Origin of the sequence: Streptomyces sp. DH12, assembly GCF_020873895.1 — a bacterium.
Classification (GTDB): Bacteria; Actinomycetota; Actinomycetes; order Streptomycetales; family Streptomycetaceae; genus Streptomyces.
Genome location: NZ_JAHWGT010000025.1, coordinates 25,930 through 48,225 on the forward strand (window position 1 = coordinate 25,930; position 22,296 = coordinate 48,225).

A 22,296-nucleotide genomic window follows, 5' to 3' on the forward strand; every position below is an offset into this window, starting at 1 on the left:
CCACCGCCGCCCGTGCCGGCCTGCCGCCCGTGCCGGCCTGCCGCCCGTGCCGGCCTGCCGCCCGTGCCGGCACGGGCGGGGCCGGCTCGCGTCAGGGCTCCAGCCAGCCCCGTGCGGTGGCCCGCGCGCCCGCCTGGAAGCGCGTGCGCGCGTCCAGCGCCTCCAGCAGCCGACTGATCCGGCGCCGCGCGGTGTGGACGTGCACGCCGAGCCGCCGCGCTATGGCCTCGTCCTTCAGCCCGGCGGCGAGCAGCCGCAGCAACTCCCGCTGCTCCGCCCCGCCCCCGGCCCCGCCGTCCCGCCGCAACCCCGCGGCTGCGCCGCCCGCGGACGCCCCGCCCACGACGGCCACCGGAGCCGGACCCGGGCCCCCGGCGGGCGCCCCCGCCGCCCCGGCGCCCGTACCCGCCACCCCGGCCACGCCCGTGTCCGCGGTACCGCCCCCCTCCGGTCCCGTACGCGCGACGCCCGCACCGGCCCCGACCGGCCCCGCCCCCGCCGGCCCGGTGCCCGGACCGGCCGCCGCGCCGGCCCCGGCGCACTCCAGCGGTACCGCCCGTTCCCACACCGCCTCGAAGAGCGGCACCAGCGCCTCCCGCAGCCGCGCGTCGGCGACGACCAGGGCGTACGCCCGCGGGTCGGCCGGGTCCGCCGGGGGCAGCAGCGTCACCCGCCGGTCCACGGCCACCAGCCGCGTCGGCACCCCCGCCGCGACCCGCACCCGCAGCCCCCGCCGCGCCAGCGCCGCCACCGCCCGGGCCCGGCCGGGAGCGGCGAACCCCGCCCGGTCCAGCACCGCCCGCACCTCGACGCCCCGCGCGAGCAGCCCGCCGACGTCCAGGCACGCGTACGGCGGCCGGTCCATCAGCAGCACCTCCCGCTCGGCCCCGGCGATGAGCCGCCCGACCCGCTCGTCGACCGCCCGCCGACCGGTCACCGCCTCCACGCCGCCGGCCCCCGTCCGCGCCGCGGCCGCCCGCTCCGCCGCGAGCCGCTCGGCGGTCGACCGGAGCCGCTCCAACTCCGCCGACCTGCGGTGCAGTTCCTCCTGCCGCCGGTCGATCAGCGTGCGGATGGCGGTCGCCGGCGCGGCGGGGTGGGGCAGCCCGCCCTTCTCCGCGGGGTCCGCGGGCCGGGCGAACCCGTGCTCCACCAGCCGGTCCAGCGCGGTGTGCACCCGCTCACTCGGAAGGTCGAGGAGCAGCGCCAACTCCTCGACTCGTTCGGCCCGTTCCAACAGCAATGCCTCATACGCCCGCTCCTCGGCCTCCCCCAGGCCAAGTGGGGGCATTCCCCCCTTGATCATGGGTCGGATTCTCTTCGGGCCTCCGCCGGACACACAAGTGTGCATGTCCACTTCTCCGCACGCTTGGCTCATTGCCCACCGGTGAGGCGCGCCGCTTGCATGTCCCCACACCACCCGAACGGCTCTGACCAAGCACGTAGGAGGGGTACGAACAGTGCGCGAACCCAGGACGACCTCGGCGAGATCCGGCATACGGAAGGGGGCTGCCGCGAGTGGGGGAGCGGTGCTCGTCGCCGCCGGTCTGCTCGTCACGGCGGTCCCCGCCGCCCACGCCGCCGACACCACCCGGACGGCGAACCCGCAGGCCACCGCGGCGGCACCGGGCGACCCCCGGCCGACCGCGCCGGGGGCCGACCTCATCCCGCTCCCCGAGACCGACACCCCATCCCTCGTCGAGGGCATCCGCGAGCCGGTCGACGCCGGCGCCGCGCCCGCCGACGCGGCGCGCGGCCACCTCGCCGCGAAGGAGAGCCGGTACAAGATCCCCGACCCGCGGCGCGATCTCGCCCCCGTGCGGACCCTGCGGCGCGGCGGTGACGAGACGGTACGGCTCCAGCAGAAGCACCGCGGGGTGCCGGTCCTCGGCGGCCAGTACGTCGTCCGCATGGAGACCGGCGACGGACGCCGCGCCGTGACCGGCACCTCGGGCCGGTACTTCACCGGCCTGACGGTCGGCACCACGCCGGCGGTCAGCGCGGAGACCGCCGTCCGCCGGGCCGTCGGCGCGGCGCTCGACCGGTTCGGCGGCGACCGGCTCACCCGGCCGGGCACCGGCCCGGCCCGGCGCGAGGCGACCGGCGGCCCGGCGCTGCGGGGCAGCTCGGCCGGGCTCGTCGTCATCCCGCGCGGCACGGGCGTCCTCGCCTACCACGTGACCGTGCGCGGCACGAGCCCGGCGACCGGCGAACCGGTCCTCCAGCACGTCTACGTCGACGCGAGGGCCGGCTACCCGCTCCTCCAGCACACCGGCATCAAGACCTTCACCGCCCCCGGCACCACCCCCCGGACCGCCCCCGGCGCGGCCCCCGGGGCCGCCGGCGCGGGCACCCGGCAGCGGGCCGCGGACACGGCGGACGGCGCCGGCGCCGCCACCGGCAGCGGCGTGCGCCTCGACGGGACGAAGGTGCCGCTGAACCTCCACCGGCCGGCCGCCGACGGGCCGTACCTGATGACCGACCTCGCCCGCATGGCCGACGGCAGCAAGAACGCGCTCACCACCTGGGACGCCCGCGACAAGGACGTCCTGGAGGTCCTCGGCGGCTGGCCGGAGGGCATGAAGCCGTTCTCCTCGCCGACCCCCGCGTTCGGGCGGGACGCCACCGACGCCGGCGCGGTCGACGCGCACTGGGCGGCGGGCCAGGTCCACGACTACTACAAGGAGCGGCACGGCCGGTCCGGGCTCGACGGGCGCGGCTCCGCCGTCAACTCCCTCGTCGGCGTCACCCTCTTCGGGATGCCGTACGCCAACGCGTTCTGGGACGGCACCAAGATGGTGTACGGCTCCGGTGACGAGGAGTTCCGCCCGCTCTCCGCCGACCTCGACGTCGTCGGCCACGAGATGACGCACGGCGTCGTCGAGAACACCGCCGACCTCGTCTACGCGGGCCAGTCCGGCGCCCTCAACGAGGCCGTCGCCGACTACTTCGGCAACGCCGTCGACGTCGACCGGTCGGGCCTGTCCATGGACGACCCCGACGCCGGGCTCATCGGCGAGGACCTGTGCCGCACGGCGAAGCCCCGCGAGTGCGCCCTGCGCGACCTGGACGACGGCGCCACCACGTCGGGGAACTTCCTCGGCGTGACCTTCGGCATCGACAACGGCGGGGTCCACCTCAACTCCACGATCTTCTCCGGCGCCCTGTGGGACATCCGCCAGGACCTCGGCGCCGAACCGGCCGACCGGATCGTCTACAAGGCGCTCACCGAGTACCTCACCCCGCTCGACGGCTTCACCGAGGGCCGTGAGGCGGTCGTCGCGGCCGCCCGGGACCTCGGCCTCACCGCCCGGCAGGTCGACACCGTCAAGCGGTCCTTCACCGCGCACGGCATCGTGCGCGGCTGGGAGAGCGCCCTCGGCGTGGACTCGGAGGCCCTGCTCACCAAGGTGAACACCGACGGCACCGAGGTCCAGGCGGGCGGCGGCTGGTGGACGGCGGCCCGGTCCGACGAGGACGGCTCCGAGCCGTACTCCGTCTACGCCGGCCGCGTCGACGGCAAGGGCGCCCCCCGGTTGATGAGCCCCAACGACGGCCGGTACCACGTCAACCCGGCGACCGACGGCCGCACGGTGGTGTGGGCCGCGTACGGCCCCGACAGCGTCGACGTCCTCTCCCGGCCCCTCGCCGGCGGCCCGGTGAAGAAGCTGCTGTCCACCCAGGGCGACGTCCTCAGCCTGCGCGTCGACCGCGGCACGACCGTCTTCGACCTGTACGACGTCCTCGGCGACGGCCGCCACGTCGGCTACCTGCGGCCCGGCGACCCGCGGCCCACGTACGTCGACGGCGCCCGCGACGACACCCTCACCGGCCTGCCCTCCGTCGGCCACGGGAAGATCGCCTACGCCAAGCTGTACCCGGCCGACGGCGACCACCGGCTCGGCGTCGAGATCCTCGACCCGGCGACGGGCCGGACCGTCCTCGCCGAGCAGCTGGGCGAGCCGCAGTCCCTGGGCCGCACCGGGATCAACGCCACCCACGTCTTCTGGCTCAACGACGAGAACCTCGACGACGAGGGCCGGATGACCATCCGCAGGACCGGGCACGACGGCACGGGCACGTACGACATCAGCAGCGAGTACAAGCCGGGCGCGCTCGTCGCCTCGGACCTCACCGTCTCGGACACGGCGGTCACCGTCAGCGCCACCCCGCCCGGCGACGGCTCGCAGGCGCTCGACAACGCGGCCCTGCCGAAGGTCTGGCAGCTCACCACGGACGGCTCGCGCACCCAGCGGGTCTCCTGCAACCGCGGCATGCAGCTCTCCCCGGCGGCCGACACCGGCACCCGGGTGGTCTGGCTGGACGGGACGACCGGCTGGACCGACCTCGTCACCCGTGCCCGCCCGGCGGGCCGCTGCGGCTGACACGGCGACCGGCCCCGGGCCCGCCCCGGTCGACCGGGACGGGCCCCGAGCCCCCGGCACCCCGGGTGCCGGGGGCTCCCCCGCTGTCCGCGACGGCTCCTCGCCCGCGCGGGCAGCGCCTATGCTGAGGGCGCTCCAGAACGCCTGAGTGGGGTCCGTCCGTATGAACCGTTCAGCAGTGCACGTGATGATCGTCGACGACGAGGACCTGATCAGAGAGGGACTCCGGCGGATCGTCGACGGCTTCGACGGCACCCGTGCCGTCGCCGCCTGCACGGGGTCGGAGGCGCTCGGCGAGGCCGTACGGCACCGGCCGGACGTGGTCCTGCTGGACGTGCGGATGCCCGACCGGGACGGACTGAGCGTCCTCGCCGACCTGCGGGCCCTGCCCGAGCCGCCGGTCGTCGCCATGCTGACCACGTTCGACGCCGACGAGCACCTGTCGGCGGCGCTGCGCGGCGGCGCGGCCGGCTTCCTCCTCAAGGACACCGCCCCCGAGCAGCTGGAGTACCTCATCAAGGAGTTGGCGGCGGGCGGCAGCGTCATCGCCCCGAAGGTGGCCCGCACCGTGGTCGACGGCTTCCTGCGCGCCCAGGGCGACGGCTTCGGGGACCGGCCGCCCACCGCCGGGGAGCAGGCCCTCGCGCTGGAGCTGACGGCCCGGGAGCGCGAGGTGCTCGCGCTCCTCGCCGAAGGGCTGTCGAACACGGAGATCGCGCAGCGCCTGTTCATCGGCACGACCACCGTGAAGGACCACGTCAGCACGCTCCTGGCCAAGCTCGGCGTCACCAACCGGGTGCAGGCGGCGGTCCGCGCCCACCAGCTGCGGCTCGTGCGGTGACGACCCGCGCGACCGCCGAGCGGGTCCTCGTGGTCGCCGCGGTGGCCGAGCTCCTCACGGTCGCCGACGCCTTCAGCGCCGTACCCCTCGCCGTCTGCACGGTCGCGCTGCTCGCGCTGCCCCTTCGGCGCCGGCTGCCGATGGCCACCCTCTGCGCGACCCTCCCCTCGATCCTCACCGGGCACCTGTGGCTGCCGGCGATGCTCGCGATGTTCACCGTCGCGTGCGACCGGCCGAGGCCGCGCGTCGCCGCCGGCTGCGGGCTGCTCTTCGCCGCGGCGGCCTGCCCGTGGCCGCCGGGCGAGTTCGCGGCGATGACCCGCGAGGAGGTCCTCACCACGGTGGAGGCGGCCGCGCTGCTGAGCGTGGGCCCCGCCGCGCTGGGGCTGCTGGCCGCGACCCGGGCCGAGCTGCGGGCCCGTCTCGTGGACCTCACGGCCACGCAGCGGCGCGAGCGGGAGCTGGAGTCGGAGCGGGCCGTCGTCCGCGAACGCGCCCGGCTCGCCCGCGAGATGCACGACACGGTCGCCCACCACGTGGGCATCATCGCCGTCCAGTCGGGCGCCCTGCGGGCCGCCGAGGGCGCGGCGGGGGACGCCTGGAAGCGCGACACCGCCGAGAGCATCCGCCGCCACAGCGTCCGGGCGCTGGAGGAGCTGCGCGACATGGTCGGCGTACTGCGCACCTCCGACACCGCGGCCGCCTCCGCCGCGGGCCGCACCGGCCTCGACACCCTCCGGGACCTGGCCGCCGACAGCCTCCTGGACGTGACGGCCGACGTGACCGCCCCCGAGGCGGGGCGGCTGCGGCCGGAGGTGGAGAGCGCGGCTTTCCGCATCGTGCAGGAGTCGCTCAACAACGTCCGCAAGCACGCCCCGGGCGCCCGCGTCACCGTCGTGGTGGCGCCCGCGCCGGACGGGCGCTCCCTGGCGGTGGAGGTGCGCAACGCCCCGCCGCCCCCCTCGGCCGCGACCGGTCCGGCGGCCTCCCCGGCGCAGGGCGGGGCGCAGGTGGCGGCACCGGGGGAGTCCGGGGATCCGGAGCCGGTACCGGGCGGGCCGGGGGAGCGGGAGCCGCTGCCCGAAGGGGCCGGGGAGGCGGTCGCGGAGCTGCCGGGAGGCGGGTACGGCCTGGCGGGGCTGCGGGAGCGGGCCGAGCTGCTGGGCGGCTGCCTGTCGGCACACCCCTGCCCGGCAGGCGGCTTCACGGTCCGCGCCGTGCTGCCCCTCTGAGCAGGCCCGGCACCGGCACGCGACCCGCCCCGGCACGCCCCGCCCCGGTGACCGGCCCGTCGGCCGGTCGGAGGGGGCCGACCGGAGGTTACCCGTCCGCTACGTCGCCCGGCAGGATGGGTCGGCCGGGCTCCGGTGGGGCCGACCACCCCGGCGGAGTCGAGGGGGAGCTTCCACGGGCACGCGCCCGTGGAACGGCACCGGCCGGTGGGGTTCCGGCGCGACGCGGCACCGGGGCAGCGGTGCCGCGCCGCGCCGGAACCGCTCCGCCCCGCCCGGCCCGCCACCGGGCCGCCGCCCCGCCGGCGAGCGCCCCCGGGCCGCACCGCCCGCCATCCCGCCGCGCCGCCGGCCACCGCCCCGCGCCGCCGCCCGGACCGCCCCGGTCCCCCCCGCGCCGCGCCGACCTGCGTGGACGGGTCACCCGTTGCGAAATACTGGCCGGCCGCGGGCACCGACCCCGCGGACGGCAGCAGCACGGCACGACAGCGCGCGAGGGGTGCGGACATGCACACAGGCCCGACGGGGAACGGACCGGAACGCACCGGGAGCGGCGGCGCCGACCCGGAGTTCCTCGCCCTCGAACGCGAACTGGCGGTCTTCCTGCGCCGCGCCCGCGCCTCGTCCGGCGAGATGGCCCGCGAGGTCCACCCCGAGCTGGAGCCCGCCGCGTACGGCCTGCTCGCCCGGCTCGACGACGCGGGCGGCCAGCGCGCGACCGACCTCGCCGGGTACTTCGGCGTCGGCAAGGCCACGATGAGCCGGCAGCTGCGCGCCCTGGAGGAGCTGGGGTTCGTCGCCCGGGAACCCGACCCGGCCGACGGCCGCGCCTGGCTCGTACGCCTCACCGACGAGGGCCGGGACCGCTTCCGCCGGGTCCGCGACGCCCGCCGGGCCCGCTACGTCCGCAAGCTCGCCGGCTGGGACCGCGCCGAGGTCGCCGAACTCGCCCGCCTCCTCCACCAGCTCAACACCCGGGCGGAGGGCGGCGAGCCGGGCGCCCGGCGCGGACCTCAGAGCTCCGCGTAGACCGCCGTCGCGTCGTCGTGGAGCTTCCAGCGCCGCACCCCGCCGGCTTCCGCGTCCCGCTCCTCCAGCGCCCGTACCCGGTCGAGCAGGCCCCGCGGGCCCTCCTTGCGGAGCACGCCCAGGCACTGCGTCCAGTCGCCCTCCCGGAACAGCTCCACCCACCGCGCCGCGCCGTCCGTCAGCGCCGCCAGCGCGCGCACCTCGCTGCGCGGCGTCACGCCGGTCACGGCCCGCGCCGCCACCGACGGGTCGGCGGCGGCCGTGAAGAAGCCGCCGTCGGCGTTGCGGAGCAGGTCCGTCGCCGCGTGGGAGCGCAGCACCTCCGGCGGCACCGCGTCCAACCGGTCGTCCAGGACGGCCCGGACCCCGCCCTCCGGCGACTCCAGCAGCAGGACGGAGTCGGAGAGGACGAGGTGTTCCACCGCCCGGTCGTCCCAGCGCGCCAGGACCACCGTCGCCTGGGGCGTGCGGACGTGAGAAAGGTCACACGTACCGCGGTGGGCGTCCGCGGTGCGCCGGATTGCCTCGGCGAGGACCTCCGTCAGCGTCAGGTCGGTCCGCGAAGTGGACAGTTCGGTCAGCGCGCCGCCCAGGCGCGCGGTGAACCAGTGCACCGAGTGCACACAGCCGTCACCCCCGGAGGGGGGCGTCACACCGTCCAGGACCACCACCGCGCCGCCCCGACCGGACGCGGGGACGGCCGCGGCCGCCCAGTCCTCGTTGGGGCGTTCGGGGTGGCCGGGCAGCGAAGCGGTCCCACTGTGCATGCGCCTCAGTCTGCATGACTCCTCCACACCGCGCACACGGCCCGGCGGGGGAGCGGTACCCGCAGGTCAGGGGGGCGGCGGCGGCCCCGCTCCGGCCCGGGCGCCGCCGAGGGGCCGACATGCGGGCGCGCATACTGCCAAAGCCCGCGCGGAAGGTCCAACCCGGCCCCCGCCCGCGGCCCGCCGACCGCCGGTGCGCGAGTTGTTCGCCAACTCGGGAGTGTTGTTCACTCGTTCGGGTGGCGGAGCGGCCGACGGGTGCTCGCTGCCCAAAAGGGCTGGAATGGTCGGAAGCCGTACCAGGGGTGGGAGCGCTCTCCATGTGTGACCGGTCGTCACCTCTGCTTCAAGGGCGAACGAGTTCAAGAATGTGAGCACCGGTGCAGAAGCGCAGTGACACTCCGGGCGATCCCCACGTTCCGGGCGGCCGCCGCGTACGGGTCCGCAGCCGGCTCGTCGCCGGCGTCGCCCTCGTCGGCGTCACCGTCATCGGCGCCGGGGTCCCGGGGCTGCTCACCACCTCCGCGGACCTGACGGAATCCCAGGGCCTGGTCACCTTCGCCGAGCTGAACCGCCAGGCCGTCACCCTCGCGCACTCCCTCGCCGACGAGCGCGACGAGGTCACGGCGTACGTCGCCGCGGGCCGCGCCGGCACGGAGGGCGACGGCAGCGGCGGCGGCGCGGGTGGCGCGGGTGGCGCGAAGCCGACCCTGTCGAAGACCTCCACCGCCCGCGTGGACCGCCAGATCGAGGAGATCCGCGGCGCCGCCCCCGAGGACCTGCGCCGCGCCCTCGCCGAGGTGCCCGCCCTCCGCCGCACCGCCGTCACCGGCGACGGCACCGCGCTCGCCGCCCACCGCGCGTACACCGAGGTGATCGACCGGCTGCGGGCCCTCGCCGCCCGGCTCGCCGACCGCACCCCCGCCCGCGCCACCGACGGCCCCGGCCGCGCCCCCGCCGAACTGGGCCGCGCTGTCGAACAGGCGTCCGCCACCCGCGGCCTCCTCCTCGCCGCGCTCGCCCTGCCCGAGCCGAGCGGCGGCGACCGCACCGTGTACGACCCGGTCACCGGCCGGTACGTCACCGAGGAGGACCCCGACGCCGCGTCCGCCGCCCGGGCCCGGGACGAACTGGCCGCCGCCGCCCACCGCGCCCGCGTCCGCGAGCAGGTCGCCCTCGCCGACTTCGAGGCCGACGCCGACGCGCCCGCCCGCCAGTCGCTCGCCGCGACCGTCACCGGCCCCGAGGTCAAGGCGGCCGAGGGCCACCTCGCCAAGCTCGCCGACGGCCGCGAGCTGACCCGCGCCGAGCGCAGGACCGACCCCGAGCAGCTGTCCGCCGCGCTCACCGCCCGCATCGAGCAGATGCGCGGCGTCGAGTCGGCCCTCGCCACCCGCCAGATCGAGCGCATGGAGGGGCTGCGGGACGCGGACGTCACCGCCCTGGAGCTGCGCGTCGCGATGCTCGGCGGCTGCCTGCTCCTCGCGATCGGCGTGTCGACGGCCGTCGCCCGCACCCTCACCCGGCCGCTCGCCGTGCTGCGCATCGGCGCCGCCCGGATCGCCGCCGCGCCGGAGGCGGAGGAGCCGATCCGCTTCACCGGCCGCAACGACGAGTTCGCCCAGGTCGTCCGCTCGCTCAACACCCTCCACGGCCACCTCCTGGGCCTCGCCGACCGCGCCGGACGCGACGGCGGGCGCGAGGCCGCGGCCGCCGAGCTGTCCGCCCGCCACGCGGAGCTGCGCGAGGAGACCGAGCGGCTCACGGCCGAGCTGCGGACGCTGCGGCACACCGTCCACCACACCTTCGTCAACCTCTCCCTGCGCACCCTCGGCCTCGTCGAGCGCCAGCTCACCGTGATCGAGAAGCTGGAGGAGCGCGAGCAGGAGCCCGAGCGGCTCGCGACGCTCTTCAAGCTCGACCACATGGCCACGGTCATGCGCCGGCACAGCGAGAACCTGCTGATCCTCGCCGGGCACGAGCACAGCCACGCCCACCAGGGGCCCGTCCCGCTGGTGGACGTCCTGCGCGCGGCCGTCAGCGAGATCGAGCGGTACGAGCGGGTCGCCATCCAGTCCCTGCCGCCGCACGCGTACGTCGCCGGGTTCGCCGCCGACGACGTCAGCCACCTCCTCGCCGAGCTGCTGGAGAACGCCACGTCGTTCTCGCCCCCGGAGGCCCGGGTCCAGCTCTCCGGCTGGCTGCTGGACACCGGTGACGTGATGCTGTCCGTACGCGACAAGGGCATCGGGATCACCCCGGCGCGGCTCGTCGAGCTCAACGCCCGCCTCGCCGACCCCGCCCAGGCCCGCGCGGTCGCGGAGGGCACCGGCGCCGGGGAGGCCGGGGGCGAGCCCGAGGGAGAGGGGCTCGGCCTGCGGGTCGCCGCGCTGCTCGCGGCGCGCCACGGGGCGCGCGTCGAGCTGCGGACCGAGGAGGACGGCGGTGTGACGGCCCTGGTCGTCCTGCCGCAGGCGCTCCTGCCGGACGCCCCCGCCACGGCGGCGTCGCCGGCCGAGGCGCTCGCCGAGGGCATGCCGGTGATGAGCCTGCCCGCGCCGCTGGCGGAGGCCGACTCCGCCGCGCCGCAGCACCGCAGGACCCCCGACGACACCCCGGTGGCCCGGACGGGACACGAGGCGGACTCCACCGCGACCGGGACGACCGGCGAGGCGGCCGCCGAGGACCGGCCCGCCGGGCCGGAGGCGGACTCCACCGCGACGGCCGCCGAGCCGGCGACAGCCCCGCCCACCGAGGCACCCGAGCCCGCCGGGGCCACGGAGCCCACCGAGCCGGCGACGACCCCGCCCGCCGAACCCGCCGAGCCGACGCCCCCGCCCACCCGTCCCACCCCGCCCGCCGAGACCGGTGGCGAGACGACCCTCCAGGTGCGGCTGCCCGCGCCCGGCGGGGAGGGGCACGAGCGGGACACCGAGGACGCCGCGCCGAAGTGGGAGCGGGTCGGGCGGGTCACCGACAAGGGCCTGCCGAAGCGGACGCCGCGGATCGTCGAGACGGCGCCGCCCCCGGCGGAGCGCACCGGCGGCGTGAACGCCGACGAACTGCGCCGCAGGCTCGGCGGGTTCCAGCAGGGTTCGCGGGACGGCCGGCGTGACGTGGAGGCCGAGATCGCGGGTACGGAAGAAGCGGGACCAGGAACGGGGGACACAGTCGAGGAGGCACAAAGGTGAGTGCGACGGCCGGCACCGGAACCCGAGGACTGAGCAGCGGGGCGCAGAACCTGCAGTGGCTCCTGGGCAACCTCGTGGAGGAGGTGCCCGGCGTCCGGTCCGTCGCCGTCGTCTCGTCGGACGGACTGCTCCTGCTGTCATCCGACCCCGACGCGGCACGCGGCCCGGACGACGGCGCTGAACGGCCGCGCGGCCCCCGCGGGTCGAGCGCCGACCTCGCGACGATCGTCTCCGGCATCGGCAGCCTCACCGCCGGGGCGGCCGGCCTCATGGACGGCGGCGGCGTCAAGCAGACCATGGTCGCCATGGAGCAGGGCAGCGTCTTCGTCACGGCGATCAGCGACGGCTCCCTCCTCGGCGTGCACGCCGCCCCCGACTGCGACATGAGCGTCGTCGCCTACCACATGGCCCTCTTCGTGGGCCGGGCCGGACACGTGCTCACCCCCGAACTCCGCAGCGAGCTGCGCCGGTCGCTGGAGGGCGACCGGTGACCGCCCTGTCGGCGGGGCTTCCGGTACGGGGCGAGGGGCGCAGGCCCGCCCGCGTACGGCCCTACTCCCTCACGGGCGGCCGCACCCGCTTCGGGTACGTCCTGCTCGTCGAGACGTTCGTCGCCGCCCTGGAGGCCCCCGACCCGAACGGGACGGCCCCCGCCCGGGAGGACCGGCCGGCCAGGCCCGCCGGGCGGCTCATGCCCGAGATGCGGGCCATCGTGCAGGTCTGCCGCAGGATGCGGACGGTCGCCGAGATATCCGCGCTGCTGCGGATACCGCTGGGCGTGGTCCGGGTGCTCGTCAGCGACCTCGCCGACCAGGGCCGGCTGCGCGTGTACGGGACCGGGCACGGGACGGGGCAGCCCGACCGCGCGCTGCTGGAAAGGGTGCTCCATGGTCTTCGCCGTCTGTGACCTGCCGGAGGAGGAGGCGCCGGCGCCCTGGCAGCTCGACCGCGACCGGGCCCCCATCGCGACGAAGGTCGTCGTCGCGGGCGGCTTCGGGGTCGGCAAGACCACCTTCGTCGGCTCCGTCTCCGAGATCACCCCGCTGCGCACCGAGGCGCTGATGACGCAGGCCGCCGCCGACACCGACGACCTGTCGGCGACGCCGGACAAGGCCACCACCACCGTCGCGATGGACTTCGGCCGCGTCACGCTCGACGACGACCTGGTCCTCTACGTCTTCGGCACGCCCGGCCAGCAGCGCTTCTGGTTCATGTGGGACGACCTGGTGCGCGGGGCGATCGGCGCCGTCGTCATGGCCGACACCCGGCGCCTCACCGACTGCTTCGCCGCGCTCGACTACTTCGAGAGCTGCCGCCTGCCGTACGTGGTCGCCGTCAACCACTTCGAGGGCACGCCGCGGTACGAGGTGGAGGACGTGCGCGACGCGCTCACCGTCCCGCCCGACGTACCCGTCGTGATCATGGACGCGCGGGAGCGTCCCACCGTCGTCGAGTCGCTGCTCGCGCTCGTCGCCCGCGCCCTGGAGCAGACCCCCGCCTGAGCGGCCGGTCCGGCGCCGCGCACACCGCCCGCCACTCCCGGCGCCCCCGCACACCGACACCCCCCGCACCGGCCGCCCCCGGCATCCCGTCACACCAGGAAAGAGGCCCCCTCTCGATGCGCCAGATACTCATCGTCGGAGCCGGCCAGTCCGGGCTCCAGCTCGCCCTCGGCCTCCAGGCCCGCGGCTACGACGTCACCCTGATGTCCAACCGCACGGCCGACGAAATCCGCCACGGACGCGTCATGTCGACGCAGGTCATGTTCACCACGGCGCTGCGGCACGAACGCGATCTGGACCTCGCCTTCTGGGAGGCGCAGGCGCCGCGCATCGAGGGCCTCGGCGTCTCGGTCGCGGGCCCGGAGGGGGCCCGCGCCGTCGACTGGGTCGGCCGGCTCGACGGCTTCGCCCAGTCCGTGGACCAGCGCGTGAAGATGGCCGGCTGGATGGACGCCTTCGCCTCGCGCGGCGGCCGGCTCGTCATCCACGGCGCCGCCGTCTCGGACCTGGACTACTTCTCCCGCGCCTACGACCTCGTCCTCGTCGCCGCGGGCAAGGGCGAGCTGGTGTCGATGTTCGAGCGCGACGCCGCCCGCTCCGCCTTCGCCGAGCCGCAGCGGGCGCTCGCCGTGTCGTACGTCCACGGCCTCGGGCCCCGGCCCGAGCACCCGGAGTTCGACGCGGTCCGCTGCAACCTGGTGCCCGGTGTCGGCGAGCTGTTCGTGATGCCGACGTTCACCACCGGCGGCCGCGCGGACATCCTCTTCTGGGAGGGCGTCCCGGGCGGGCCCCTCGACGTCTTCAAGGACGTCAAGGACCCCGGCGAGCACCTGGCGCTCACCCTGGAGCTGATGGAGCGGTACACGCCCTGGGAGTACGCCCGCGCCACCCGGGTGGAGCTGACCGACGCCGGGGGGACCCTCGCCGGCCGCTACGCGCCCACCGTCCGCAAGCCCGTCGGGCGGCTGCCCGGCGGCGGCCTCGTCCTCGGCGTCGCGGACGTCGTCGTCGCGAACGACCCGATCACCGGCCAGGGGTCGAACTCCGCGGCGAAGTGCGCCGCGAGCTATCTGGCGTCCATCGTCGAGCACGGCGACCGGCCGTTCGACGAGGCGTGGATGCGGGGCGCGTTCGACCGCTACTGGCAGACCGCCCAGCACGTGACGAAGTGGACGAACGCCATGCTGGGCGCCCCGCCGGAGCACGTGCTCGGCCTGATCGCCGCCGGTGAGCGGAGCCAGGCCGTCGCCGACCGCTTCGCGAACGGCTTCGACGACCCGGCCGACTTCGAGGAGTACCTGTACGACCCGGCGGCGACGGCCGCCTACCTGGACTCCGTCGGCGCGGCCTGACACCGCGCCGCACACCGGCGGCGGCCCCGACCCCACCCACCCGCCCGCCGCGGCCGGTGGCGGATCACTCCCCGGCGTCCGGCAGCGGCGGCGGGTCGTAGGAGGGCAGCGGCCGGGCGTCCGCGTCGGGGCGTACGGCGCCCAGCACCGGGTGCGCCGACAGCGGCGACACCCCCACCGGGGCGCCGGGGCGCGGCGCGTGCAGGACTTGGCCGCCGCCCACGTAGAGCGCGACGTGCGTGGCGTCCGGGAAGTACACGACCAGGTCGCCGGGGCGCAGCGAGCGCAGCGGGACCCGCGGCAGGGCCCGCCACTGCTCGGCGCTGGTGCGCGGCACGGTTCGGCCCGCCGCCTCCCAGGCCCGCGAGGCCAGCCCCGAGTCGTCGAAGGACTCGGGGCCCCGGGCGCCGGGCGCGTACGGCTTGCCGAGCTGCTCCGCCGCGTACGCCACGGCGTCGGCGCCCTCCCGGGAGGGCACGCCCTCCGCGGCCGGCACGCCCTCCTCGTCCAGCGCGCCGCCGGCGGTCAGCTCCTGCCGGGCCCCGTCCGTGCGGTCGCGCTCCAGCGCGGCAAGCTCCGCGAGCTGCTCGGCCGACAGGCCCGCGAGGGCCTCCTCAACCTCCCGGAGCCGGGCCCGTGCCTCGTCGTGGGCCCGCTGCCGTGCGGCGATCAGGGCCTGGTGGGCGTCGAGTGCCCGGCGTGCCGCGGTGGCGACGGCGTCGGCACGCTTCTCGCCGCCTTCCAGCCGGGCGACGGTCGCCGCCTGCTCACGGGCCGCGCGCCGCACCACCTGGCCCTGGTCCAGGGCCTGGCGCGGGTCGCGGGTGAAGAGCAGCCGCAGCGCCAGGGGCAGGTCGGCACCTCCCCGGTACTGGGCGCGGGCCAGCTGCCCGGCGGCGGCGCGGGCGCGGGCCAGGGCGTCCCGGGTGCGGGTGAGGTCGCCGCCGAGCCGGTGCGTCTCGGCGGCCTGGGCGGTCAGCCGCTCCTGGGCGGCCGTGTACGTCTCGCCCGCCGCCTCGGCCTCCCGGTACAGCGTCCGCAGACGGGTCAGCAGCTCGGAGACGGGCTCGGTGCCGGGCCCCGAGACGGGTCCCGGGGCGGCCGCCGCGGGCGGAGCGGGGGAGGCGAGGGCGAGGGACGAGGCGAGCGCGAGGACGGACGCCGCCCGCCGGAGCGCCACCCCCCGCCGGAGCGCCACCCCCCGCCGCCGCGCGCTCCTCGCGCGGTACGGCGCCATCCTGCTGATCGACATGTCACCACCTCCGGTCACGGACGCAGTGATGATGGTTCGTCAGATGGGGCGATGAAACGACTATGGGGCCGCCCGGGTCAACGCGTTGACCCCCTCGGGGTAGGACACCGGGCTCTTCCCGCTACGAGCCGTCCCGCCGCCCCGAGCCGGAACGCTCAGCCGTCCCGCCGTCCCGAGCCGAAACGCTCAGCCATCCGCCCGTCGCGGCTTCGACCAGGGCCACCGCACACCGCGCCGCTCGCGACCGGCCGGCTCGTAGGCGTACCGCCAGCCGCGCTGGAGACCGAGCCGGGGCGTGTGGCCGGCGGGCTCGCGCCGGTAGGCGTGGACGGTGGGCGGGCCGCCGCCCTCGTCGGGGACGGGGACCTCGTACCACTTCGGCGGGTGGCCGGTGGGGCCGGTCAGTACCGGCAGGACCCGGCCGTCCAGGGGGCCGCCGTGGAAGGGGGTGTTCTCGGTTCGCACGGCACCAGTGTCACAGCAGGTGGGCCGCCCCGCCCACCACAGGCACCACCCGGCGGGCGAGGGTGCCGACCGGGCCCTCGGCGGTCTCCAGGGCGAGCAGCCCCGCTACCACCCGCTCGGTCTGCGCGTCGGTCGCGGCGGTGGCCGTCAGCAGGGCCACGAGGTGGTCGACGAGCCAGCCGCGCAGCTCGGCCGCGGGCGGGTGCTTGTCCTCGTCGAGCCAGATCAGGGAGGCCGCCTCGACGGCGGCGATCCAGGTGCGCACCATCATCCGCAGCCGCGGCCCGGGGTCCGGCACGCCGAGGTGGACGAGGATCTGCTCGGCGGCGGCGCGCCGCACCTCGTCCACGATCGCCGTCGTCCGGGACGTCTCCGCGACGCTCCCGCCCTGGAGGAGGGCGCTGAACCCGGCGTCGTGCTCGTCGACGAAGCGCAGGTACCGGTCGAGGACCCGGGCGAGCCGCTCGGTGGGCGGGCCCTCGGCCGGCTCGGCGAAGCACAGCTCCAGCCGGTCCGCCGCCGAGCGCAGCGCGGCCTCGTACAGCTGCTGCTTGCCGCCGGGGAAGTAGCGGTAGACCAGCGGCCGGGAGACCCCGGCCGCCTCCGCGACGTCGTCCAACGACACCTCCTCGGGCGCGTGGTGCGCGAAGAGCGACAACGCGGCGGTGAGGAGCTGCGTACGCCGCTGCTCGACGCTCAGCCGTCGGTACGCGGGTGTGGCGGGCGTGGTGGCGGCACGGGTCATGCCCGCAGCGTAACCCCGGTGGCGCGCTGGGTGTCAGGGCGCCGGGGACGGCCGCCCGCCGCGCTCACGCGAGGAGTCCGGAGCTCTGCCATAGCCGCCGCCCGACGCCGCGGAGCACGCCGATGTCGTCGAGGAAGTCGGTCAGGCGGCGGGCGCCGGACTGCATGACCTCGCGGCGGTGGCCGCTCGCCCTGACCTGGGCGACGGCCTCGCGGCGGTCGAGGCCGACGTTCTCGTAGACCTGCGGGTTGACGAAGCAGACGGAGAAGACCCGGGCGGCCTCGCCGCAGCTGACGCGGGTGAACTCCTGCTCCCAGCGGGGCGCCGTGACCATCTGGCGGCGCAGCTCCTCGCGGGCGTATCGGACGTGGCGGGCCTCCTCGACGACGTGGATGCGGGTCACGCCGCGCACCAGCGGCTGGACGCGCTCGTCGGGGAAGGTCAGGCGCTGCATCCAGTCGAGGATCTCCTCGCCGAGCAGCGTCGCCGCGAACGACCCCGGGGTCGTCGAGACCGTCTTCAGCACGCGCGCCATGTTGTGGTAGACGCGCGGCACCGGGTACGCCGGGGCCTCACCCTTCTGGATGAGCCGGGCGAACATCATCGAGTGGCGGCACTCGTCCGCTATCTCGGTGAGCGCGTAGCGGACGTGGTTGCTGGTCACGGACTTGTCGTAGATGTGCCGCACGAGCAGCTGCATGAGGATGATCTCGAACCAGATCCCCAGGGACGCGAGGGACGCCGCCTCGTGGCGGGCGAGGTCCATCCGCTGCTCCTCCGGCATCCGCCGCCACAGCGGGGTGTCGTAGAGGGAGACCAGCTCCGGCGGCCAGAACCACTTGCCGTCCTCGAAGGGCGCGTCCCAGTCGAGTTCGGTGTCGGGGTCGAAGGAGTGCTTGGCGGAGGACTCCAGCAGCCGCGCGGCGACCTGCTCGCGGTCCCGCAGCGGGCCCAGCGCGTCGCGCAGCAGGCGCAGATCGGGTTCGGACACGGTCGTCATGGTCTCGGCCACCTCGCAGTCGGCTTCGGGTTCTGCGGTCGCACCCTTATGAGACTGCCTGTCAGCAAGCCCGTCAATCCCCCCGGCGAGACTTGTTGACCCGACGTCTAGCAAGATGGACGCTGCCCTTGGCACCATCCGAACCCGGGCCCCGGCCCGGCACCCGCACCGCACCCGCACCGCCCGAGCCGCACCCGCCCCGAACCCGCATCGCCCCGAACCCGCACCGCATCCGCACCCCGCCCGCAGCCCGCACCCCGGGGCCGACGCGAAGGAGCCGCCTGTGTCGACGCACGACCTGTACGCCAACGACCCGGGGTCCCCCGTCTGGCAGATCCCCGCCTCCGGCGCCGCCCGCTTCTCCTGGGAGTACGACGAGGGGCGCGCCCGCCTCCTCGCCCTCTACCAGAAGGGCAAGGACAAGCAGTGGGACAGCACCCGCCGCATCGACTGGGAGCTGGAGGTCGACCCGTACGACCCGCTCGGCACGCCCGACGAGGCGATGACGGTCCACGGCACCCGCCACTGGTCGCGGATGACCGAGAAGGACCGCGGCGACCTGCGCCGCCACTACGCGGCGTGGCAGTTCAGCCAGTTCCTCCACGGCGAGCAGGGCGCCATGGTGTGCGCGGCCCGGATCATCGAGGCGGTCCCCGACCTGGACGCCAAGCTGTACTCCGCCACCCAGGCGATGGACGAGGCCCGCCACGCCGAGGTGTACGGCCGCTTCCTCCACGAGAAGATCGGGATGCTGTACCCGATCAACGACAACCTCAAGTCGCTGCTCGGCGACACCCTGCGCGACTCCCGCTGGGACATGCCCTATCTCGGGATGCAGGTCCTCATCGAGGGGCTCGCGCTCGCCGCGTTCGGAATGATCCGCGACACGACGAAGAAGCCGCTGCCCAAGCAGATCCTGGCCTACGTCATGCAGGACGAGGCCCGCCACGTGGCCTTCGGCCGGATGGCGCTGCGCGACTACTACCGGCAGCTCACCGACGCGGAGCGGCGCGAGCGCGAGGACTTCGTCATCGAGGGCTGCTACCTCATGCGCGACCGGCTGCGCGGCGTGGAGGTGCTGGAGAACTTCGGCATCCCCAAGCGGGAGGCCGAGGAGATGTCGGAGCGGTCGGAGTTCCTCCAGCTCTTCCGCAAGCTGCTGTTCAGCCGGATCGTGCCGTGCGTGAAGGACATCGGCCTGTGGGGCGAGCGGCTGCAGAGGGCGTACCTGGACATGGGCGTCTTCGAGCTCGGCGACACCAACCTCGACCGGCTGATGGCGGAGGACGAGGAGATCGCGGAGCGGCTCGACGCCGAACGGTTCGCGGCGGAGGAGGCCGAGCGGGTCGCCGAGGTCGCGCAGGCCGTGGCGGACGGCGCGGAGGCGGAGGGCGGCACGGCGGAGCGCGCCCTCGCCGGAAGCGTCCTGGCGGGAGGCGTCCTCGCGGAGGGCGCCGACGGGGCGGGCGCGACCGCCCGGGGTGCCGGCCCGCGGGAGTGAGCCGGGGGACGCCGCCCGCGCCCGCCCCGAGACGTCGCCGCCCGCGCCCGGCCCCGGACGCGTCGCCGCCCGCGCCCGCCGCGGGGACGGGCGCCGCCGCCCGCCCGGTCAGTCGCGGGCGGCGGACGCCAGCGCCGCCTCCATCACCGTCCGGGCGATGGGCGCCGCGCTGCCGCCCCCGCTGATGTCCTCCCGCCGGGCCGACGCGTCCTCCACGACGACCGCCACCGCCACCGCCGGCCGGGCCGCGCCGTCGGCCCGCGCCCAGCCGATGAACCAGGCGTACGGCGTGCCCAGGTTGCCCACGCCGTGCTGGGCGGTGCCCGTCTTGCCGCCGACCTCCGCGCCCTCGATGGCGGCGTTGCTGCCCGAGCCGCGCTCGACCACGTCCACCATCAGCTGCCGCAGCACCCGCGCCGTGGCCGGCTCCATGGCGCGCGCGTAGGTGCGGTGCGGCGTCCGCCCGACGAGCCCGCCGCCTGCCGTCGTCGTCGACTCCACCAGGTGCGGGTGGGCCAGCTCGCCGCCGTTGGCGACCGCCGCCGCGACCATCGCCATCTGCAGCGGCGTCGCCGTCGTGTCGTACTGGCCGATGGCGGACAGGGCCAGCTGGTCGGGGGTCATGCCGGAGTCGAAGTTGGAGCGGGCCACCCGGGACGGCACGCGCAGGCCCCCGTCGTTGAAGCCGAACCTGCGGACCGCCGCCAGCATGCCCGGCTGCCCGACCCGCACCCCGAGCCGCGCCATCACCGTGTTGCACGACCAGCGGATGGCGTACGCGAGGGAGGCGTCGCCGCAGCCGGTGGCGTCGTTCGGCAGCACCGTGCGGGTGCCGGGGAGCACGTACGGGTCGGGGGTGCCGGTCGGGGCGTCGACGTCCGTGACGACCCCGGCGTCCAGGGCCGCCGCCGCCGTGACGATCTTGAAGGTGGAGCCGGGCGGGTACGTCTGCCGCAGCGCCCGGTTGAGCATCGGCCGGCTCGGCGCGGTGTTGAGCCGCGCCCACGCGGTGGCGACCTCGCTGCCGGTGCCGGAGAGCCGGCCGGGGTCGTACGACGGGCTCGACACCAGGGCCAGGACGCGGCCGCTGGACGGCTCCAGGGCGACGACCGCGCCGCGCCGCCCCGACAGGCCCCGGAACGCGGCCTGCTGGAGCGCGCCGACGATGGTGGTGGACACGTGGCCGCCGGGCGGGCGCTCGCGGCTGATGTCGCTCCACAGGGGGAGCGGGGAGAGGCGCGGGCTGGTGCCGGAGAGGACGGCGTCCTCGGCGTGCTCGACCAGCGTGGTGCCGTACGTCTGCGAGGCGTAGCCGGTGACGGGGGCGTACAGCGGCCCGTCGGTGTAGGTGCGTTCGTAGCGCAGCAGCTGGCCGGTGTCCTTGGAGCCGGTGACCGGCCGCCCGTCGACGAGGATGTCGCCGCGCGGTGCGGCGTACCGGGACAGCACGGTGCGCCGGTTCGCCGGGTCGTCGTCCAGCCGGTCGGCCTGGAGGACCTGGACGCGGGCGGCGTTCGCCAGCAGCGCCACCAGCAGCAGCAGGCACAGCGCGGCGGCCCGCCGCACGGTGCGGGTGCTGCCGGGGCGGGCCAGGTCGAGGTCGCGGGGGAGGGTCACCGGGCGTCCTCCGGTTGTACGGGCGGCGGCGCGGCCCCGGCGGTACCGCCCCCGCCGCCCGCCGCGGCGCCGGCCGGGGCGGCGCCGGGGGCGCGGGCGGAGTCGCTGACGCGGATGAGCAGCGCCACCATGATCCAGTTGGTGACGACGGAGGAGCCGCCCTGCGCGAGGAACGGCATCGCCATCCCCGTCAGCGGGATCAGCCCCGTCACGCCCCCCGCGATGACGAACACCTGGAGCGCCAGGATGGACGCCAGCCCGATCGCCAGCAGCCGCCCGAACGGGTCGCGCAGCGCCAGCCCCCAGCGGTAGCCGCGGGCGACGAGCAGCGTGTACAGCAGGAAGAGCGCGGTCAGGCCGACGTACCCCAGCTCCTCGCCCGCGGTGGCGAGGATGAAGTCGGACTTGGCGGCGAAGCCGATGAGCGCCGAGTGCCCGAGGCCGAGGCCCGCGCCGAACATCCCGCCCGCGGCGAACGCGAAGAGCGACTGCGCGAGCTGGCCGGGCCCGCGGCCCGCCTCGATGGAGGCGAAGGGGTGCAGCCAGTCCTCCACCCGCCCGTGCACGTGCGGTTCGAGCGTCCCCACCACGAACGCCCCGACGCACGCGAGCAGCAGGCCGACGGCGATCCACCCGGTGCGGCCGGTCGCGACGTACAGCAGGATGACGAACAGGCCGAAGAAGAGCAGCGACGTGCCGAGGTCCCGTTCCAGGACGAGCACGCCGACGCTGGTCAGCCAGATCGCCACGACCGGGCCGAGCACCCGCCCGGCCGGCAGCCGCACGCGGCCGAGGGTGCGGCCGGTGTGTGTCAGCGCGGTGCGGTTGGCGGCGAGGTAGGCGGCGAAGAAGACGGCGAGGAGGATCTTCGCGAACTCGCCCGGCTGGAAGGACAGTCCGCCGACCCGGATCCAGATGCGGGCGCCGTTCACGGCGGGGAAGAGGATCGGCACGGTCAGCAGGGCGAGCGCGGCGGCCACCGACACGTACGCGTACCGCTGGAGGAGCCGGTGGTCGCGCAGGAACACCACCACGGCCGCGAAGAGCGCGAAGCCGAGCGCCGACCAGACCAGCTGCGTCGGCGCGGCCCGGTCGGCCGGGGTCTCCAGGTCGAGCCGGTAGATGAGGACGAGGCCGAGCCCGTTCAGCAGGACGGCGATGGGCAGCAGGAGCGGGTCGGCGTACGGGGCGGTGAACCGCACCGCCAGGTGCGCGAGCAGCGCCAGCAGCCCGAGCCCGGCGCCGTACCCGGCGACGTCGGGCGGTACGGCGCCGCTGTGGGCCAGGCCGACGTCGGCGTAGCCGAGGACGGAGCACAGCACGGCGCAGACCAGCAGGGAGAGCTCGACACCGCGGCGCTTGGGCAGACGCACTCCGGGCGGCGCGGGGTCCGGGGTCGCTGCGGTCATGGAGGGCA

General features: G+C 76.2%; 18 protein-coding genes. 10 read left to right on the forward strand and 8 right to left on the reverse strand.

The genetic code is table 11. From position 1 onward, the window contains the following. Window positions 1-91 precede the first annotated feature (91 nt). Window positions 92-1,306 (reverse strand): LuxR family transcriptional regulator, encoded by a 1,215-nt coding sequence (locus LPA54_RS22415; protein ID WP_228980587.1) that lies wholly within the window; start codon window positions 1,304-1,306, stop codon window positions 92-94. A 223-nt stretch (window positions 1,307-1,529) separates the two neighbouring features. On the opposite strand from LPA54_RS22415, the gene LPA54_RS22420 reads away from it, so the two are divergent. The 4 genes from LPA54_RS22420 to LPA54_RS22435 all read left to right on the forward strand — a co-directional run bounded on the left by LPA54_RS22420 (window position 1,530) and on the right by LPA54_RS22435 (window position 7,487). Further along, window positions 1,530-4,385 (forward strand): M4 family metallopeptidase, encoded by a 2,856-nt coding sequence (locus tag LPA54_RS22420; RefSeq protein ID WP_228980588.1) that lies wholly within the window; start codon window positions 1,530-1,532, stop codon window positions 4,383-4,385. 163 nt (window positions 4,386-4,548) lie between these two features. Beyond that, on the forward strand, window positions 4,549-5,226 hold the full coding sequence (locus tag LPA54_RS22425) for a response regulator transcription factor (RefSeq protein WP_228980589.1): 678 nt from the start codon (window positions 4,549-4,551) through the stop codon (window positions 5,224-5,226). Next, entirely contained in the window at window positions 5,223-6,458 is a 1,236-nt protein-coding gene (locus LPA54_RS22430; protein ID WP_228980591.1) for a histidine kinase, read from the forward strand. The genes LPA54_RS22425 and LPA54_RS22430 overlap by 4 nt, the downstream gene beginning before the upstream one ends. Before the next feature lie 507 nt (window positions 6,459-6,965). Beyond that, window positions 6,966-7,487, forward strand: coding sequence for a MarR family transcriptional regulator (locus tag LPA54_RS22435; protein WP_228980592.1), 522 nt, complete (start codon window positions 6,966-6,968; stop codon window positions 7,485-7,487). On the opposite strand, the gene LPA54_RS22440 is transcribed toward LPA54_RS22435, so the two are convergent. Further along, window positions 7,472-8,254 carry a protein phosphatase 2C domain-containing protein gene (locus tag LPA54_RS22440; RefSeq protein ID WP_228980594.1) on the reverse strand — a complete coding sequence of 261 codons (783 nt, stop codon included), beginning with the start codon at window positions 8,252-8,254 and terminating at the stop codon, window positions 7,472-7,474. The genes LPA54_RS22435 and LPA54_RS22440 overlap by 16 nt on opposite strands. Window positions 8,255-8,634: 380 nt before the next feature. Between LPA54_RS22440 and LPA54_RS22445 the strand changes: the two genes are divergently transcribed. The 5 genes from LPA54_RS22445 to LPA54_RS22465 all read left to right on the forward strand — a co-directional run bounded on the left by LPA54_RS22445 (window position 8,635) and on the right by LPA54_RS22465 (window position 14,299). Beyond that, on the forward strand, window positions 8,635-11,445 hold the full coding sequence (locus tag LPA54_RS22445) for a nitrate- and nitrite sensing domain-containing protein (protein WP_228980596.1): 2,811 nt from the start codon (window positions 8,635-8,637) through the stop codon (window positions 11,443-11,445). After that, complete coding sequence (locus LPA54_RS22450) at window positions 11,442-11,936, forward strand: roadblock/LC7 domain-containing protein (protein ID WP_228980598.1); 495 nt, start codon at window positions 11,442-11,444, stop codon at window positions 11,934-11,936. Before LPA54_RS22445 ends, LPA54_RS22450 begins: the two co-directional genes overlap by 4 nt. Continuing rightward, a complete protein-coding gene (locus LPA54_RS22455) occupies window positions 11,933-12,352 on the forward strand; it encodes a DUF742 domain-containing protein (RefSeq protein WP_228980600.1) in 420 nt (139 codons plus the stop codon). Before LPA54_RS22450 ends, LPA54_RS22455 begins: the two co-directional genes overlap by 4 nt. Continuing rightward, the gene (locus LPA54_RS22460; protein ID WP_228980602.1) at window positions 12,333-12,947 is read left to right on the forward strand and encodes an ATP/GTP-binding protein; all 615 of its coding nucleotides are present in this window, start codon (window positions 12,333-12,335) and stop codon (window positions 12,945-12,947) included. The genes LPA54_RS22455 and LPA54_RS22460 overlap by 20 nt, the downstream gene beginning before the upstream one ends. Window positions 12,948-13,063: 116 nt before the next feature. Next, a complete protein-coding gene (locus tag LPA54_RS22465; protein WP_228980604.1) occupies window positions 13,064-14,299 on the forward strand; it encodes a styrene monooxygenase/indole monooxygenase family protein in 1,236 nt (411 codons plus the stop codon). Between the two features lie 64 nt (window positions 14,300-14,363). Here LPA54_RS22465 and LPA54_RS22470 read toward each other — a convergent pair whose 3' ends face one another. The 4 genes from LPA54_RS22470 to LPA54_RS22485 form a co-directional block, all read right to left on the reverse strand. Continuing rightward, window positions 14,364-15,551: a C40 family peptidase gene (locus LPA54_RS22470; RefSeq protein ID WP_228980605.1), complete on the reverse strand. Its 1,188-nt coding sequence runs from the start codon at window positions 15,549-15,551 to the stop codon at window positions 14,364-14,366. 186 nt (window positions 15,552-15,737) lie between these two features. After that, on the reverse strand, window positions 15,738-16,016 hold the full coding sequence (locus tag LPA54_RS22475; RefSeq protein WP_228980606.1) for a hypothetical protein: 279 nt from the start codon (window positions 16,014-16,016) through the stop codon (window positions 15,738-15,740). A 10-nt stretch (window positions 16,017-16,026) separates the two neighbouring features. Next, the gene (locus LPA54_RS22480; protein WP_228980608.1) at window positions 16,027-16,761 is read right to left on the reverse strand and encodes a TetR/AcrR family transcriptional regulator; all 735 of its coding nucleotides are present in this window, start codon (window positions 16,759-16,761) and stop codon (window positions 16,027-16,029) included. 64 nt (window positions 16,762-16,825) lie between these two features. Further along, window positions 16,826-17,761 carry a diiron oxygenase gene (locus tag LPA54_RS22485; RefSeq protein WP_228980610.1) on the reverse strand — a complete coding sequence of 312 codons (936 nt, stop codon included), beginning with the start codon at window positions 17,759-17,761 and terminating at the stop codon, window positions 16,826-16,828. Window positions 17,762-18,044: 283 nt separating this feature from the next. Here LPA54_RS22485 and LPA54_RS22490 point away from each other — a divergent pair, with 283 nt between their 5' ends. After that, window positions 18,045-19,262 (forward strand): ferritin-like domain-containing protein, encoded by a 1,218-nt coding sequence (locus tag LPA54_RS22490; protein WP_228980612.1) that lies wholly within the window; start codon window positions 18,045-18,047, stop codon window positions 19,260-19,262. 108 nt (window positions 19,263-19,370) lie between these two features. Here LPA54_RS22490 and LPA54_RS22495 read toward each other — a convergent pair whose 3' ends face one another. Further along, window positions 19,371-20,879, reverse strand: a complete 1,509-nt coding sequence (locus LPA54_RS22495) for a penicillin-binding transpeptidase domain-containing protein (protein ID WP_228980614.1) — start codon at window positions 20,877-20,879, stop codon at window positions 19,371-19,373. Continuing rightward, entirely contained in the window at window positions 20,876-22,288 is a 1,413-nt protein-coding gene (locus tag LPA54_RS22500) for an FtsW/RodA/SpoVE family cell cycle protein (RefSeq protein ID WP_228980616.1), read from the reverse strand. The genes LPA54_RS22495 and LPA54_RS22500 overlap by 4 nt, the downstream gene beginning before the upstream one ends. Window positions 22,289-22,296 lie beyond the last annotated feature (8 nt).

Coding starts and splice junctions, on each gene's coding strand:
- LPA54_RS22435 (WP_228980592.1), top strand. CDS start 6,966: ATGCACACAGGCCCGACGGGGAACGGACCGGAACGCACCGGGAGCGGC.
- LPA54_RS22500 (WP_228980616.1), bottom strand. CDS start 22,288: ATGACCGCAGCGACCCCGGACCCCGCGCCGCCCGGAGTGCGTCTGCCC.
- LPA54_RS22465 (WP_228980604.1), top strand. CDS start 13,064: ATGCGCCAGATACTCATCGTCGGAGCCGGCCAGTCCGGGCTCCAGCTC.
- LPA54_RS22425 (WP_228980589.1), top strand. CDS start 4,549: ATGAACCGTTCAGCAGTGCACGTGATGATCGTCGACGACGAGGACCTG.
- LPA54_RS22485 (WP_228980610.1), bottom strand. CDS start 17,761: ATGACGACCGTGTCCGAACCCGATCTGCGCCTGCTGCGCGACGCGCTG.
- LPA54_RS22415 (WP_228980587.1), bottom strand. CDS start 1,306: ATGATCAAGGGGGGAATGCCCCCACTTGGCCTGGGGGAGGCCGAGGAG.
- LPA54_RS22470 (WP_228980605.1), bottom strand. CDS start 15,551: ATGTCGATCAGCAGGATGGCGCCGTACCGCGCGAGGAGCGCGCGGCGG.
- LPA54_RS22480 (WP_228980608.1), bottom strand. CDS start 16,761: ATGACCCGTGCCGCCACCACGCCCGCCACACCCGCGTACCGACGGCTG.
- LPA54_RS22440 (WP_228980594.1), bottom strand. CDS start 8,254: ATGCACAGTGGGACCGCTTCGCTGCCCGGCCACCCCGAACGCCCCAAC.
- LPA54_RS22460 (WP_228980602.1), top strand. CDS start 12,333: ATGGTCTTCGCCGTCTGTGACCTGCCGGAGGAGGAGGCGCCGGCGCCC.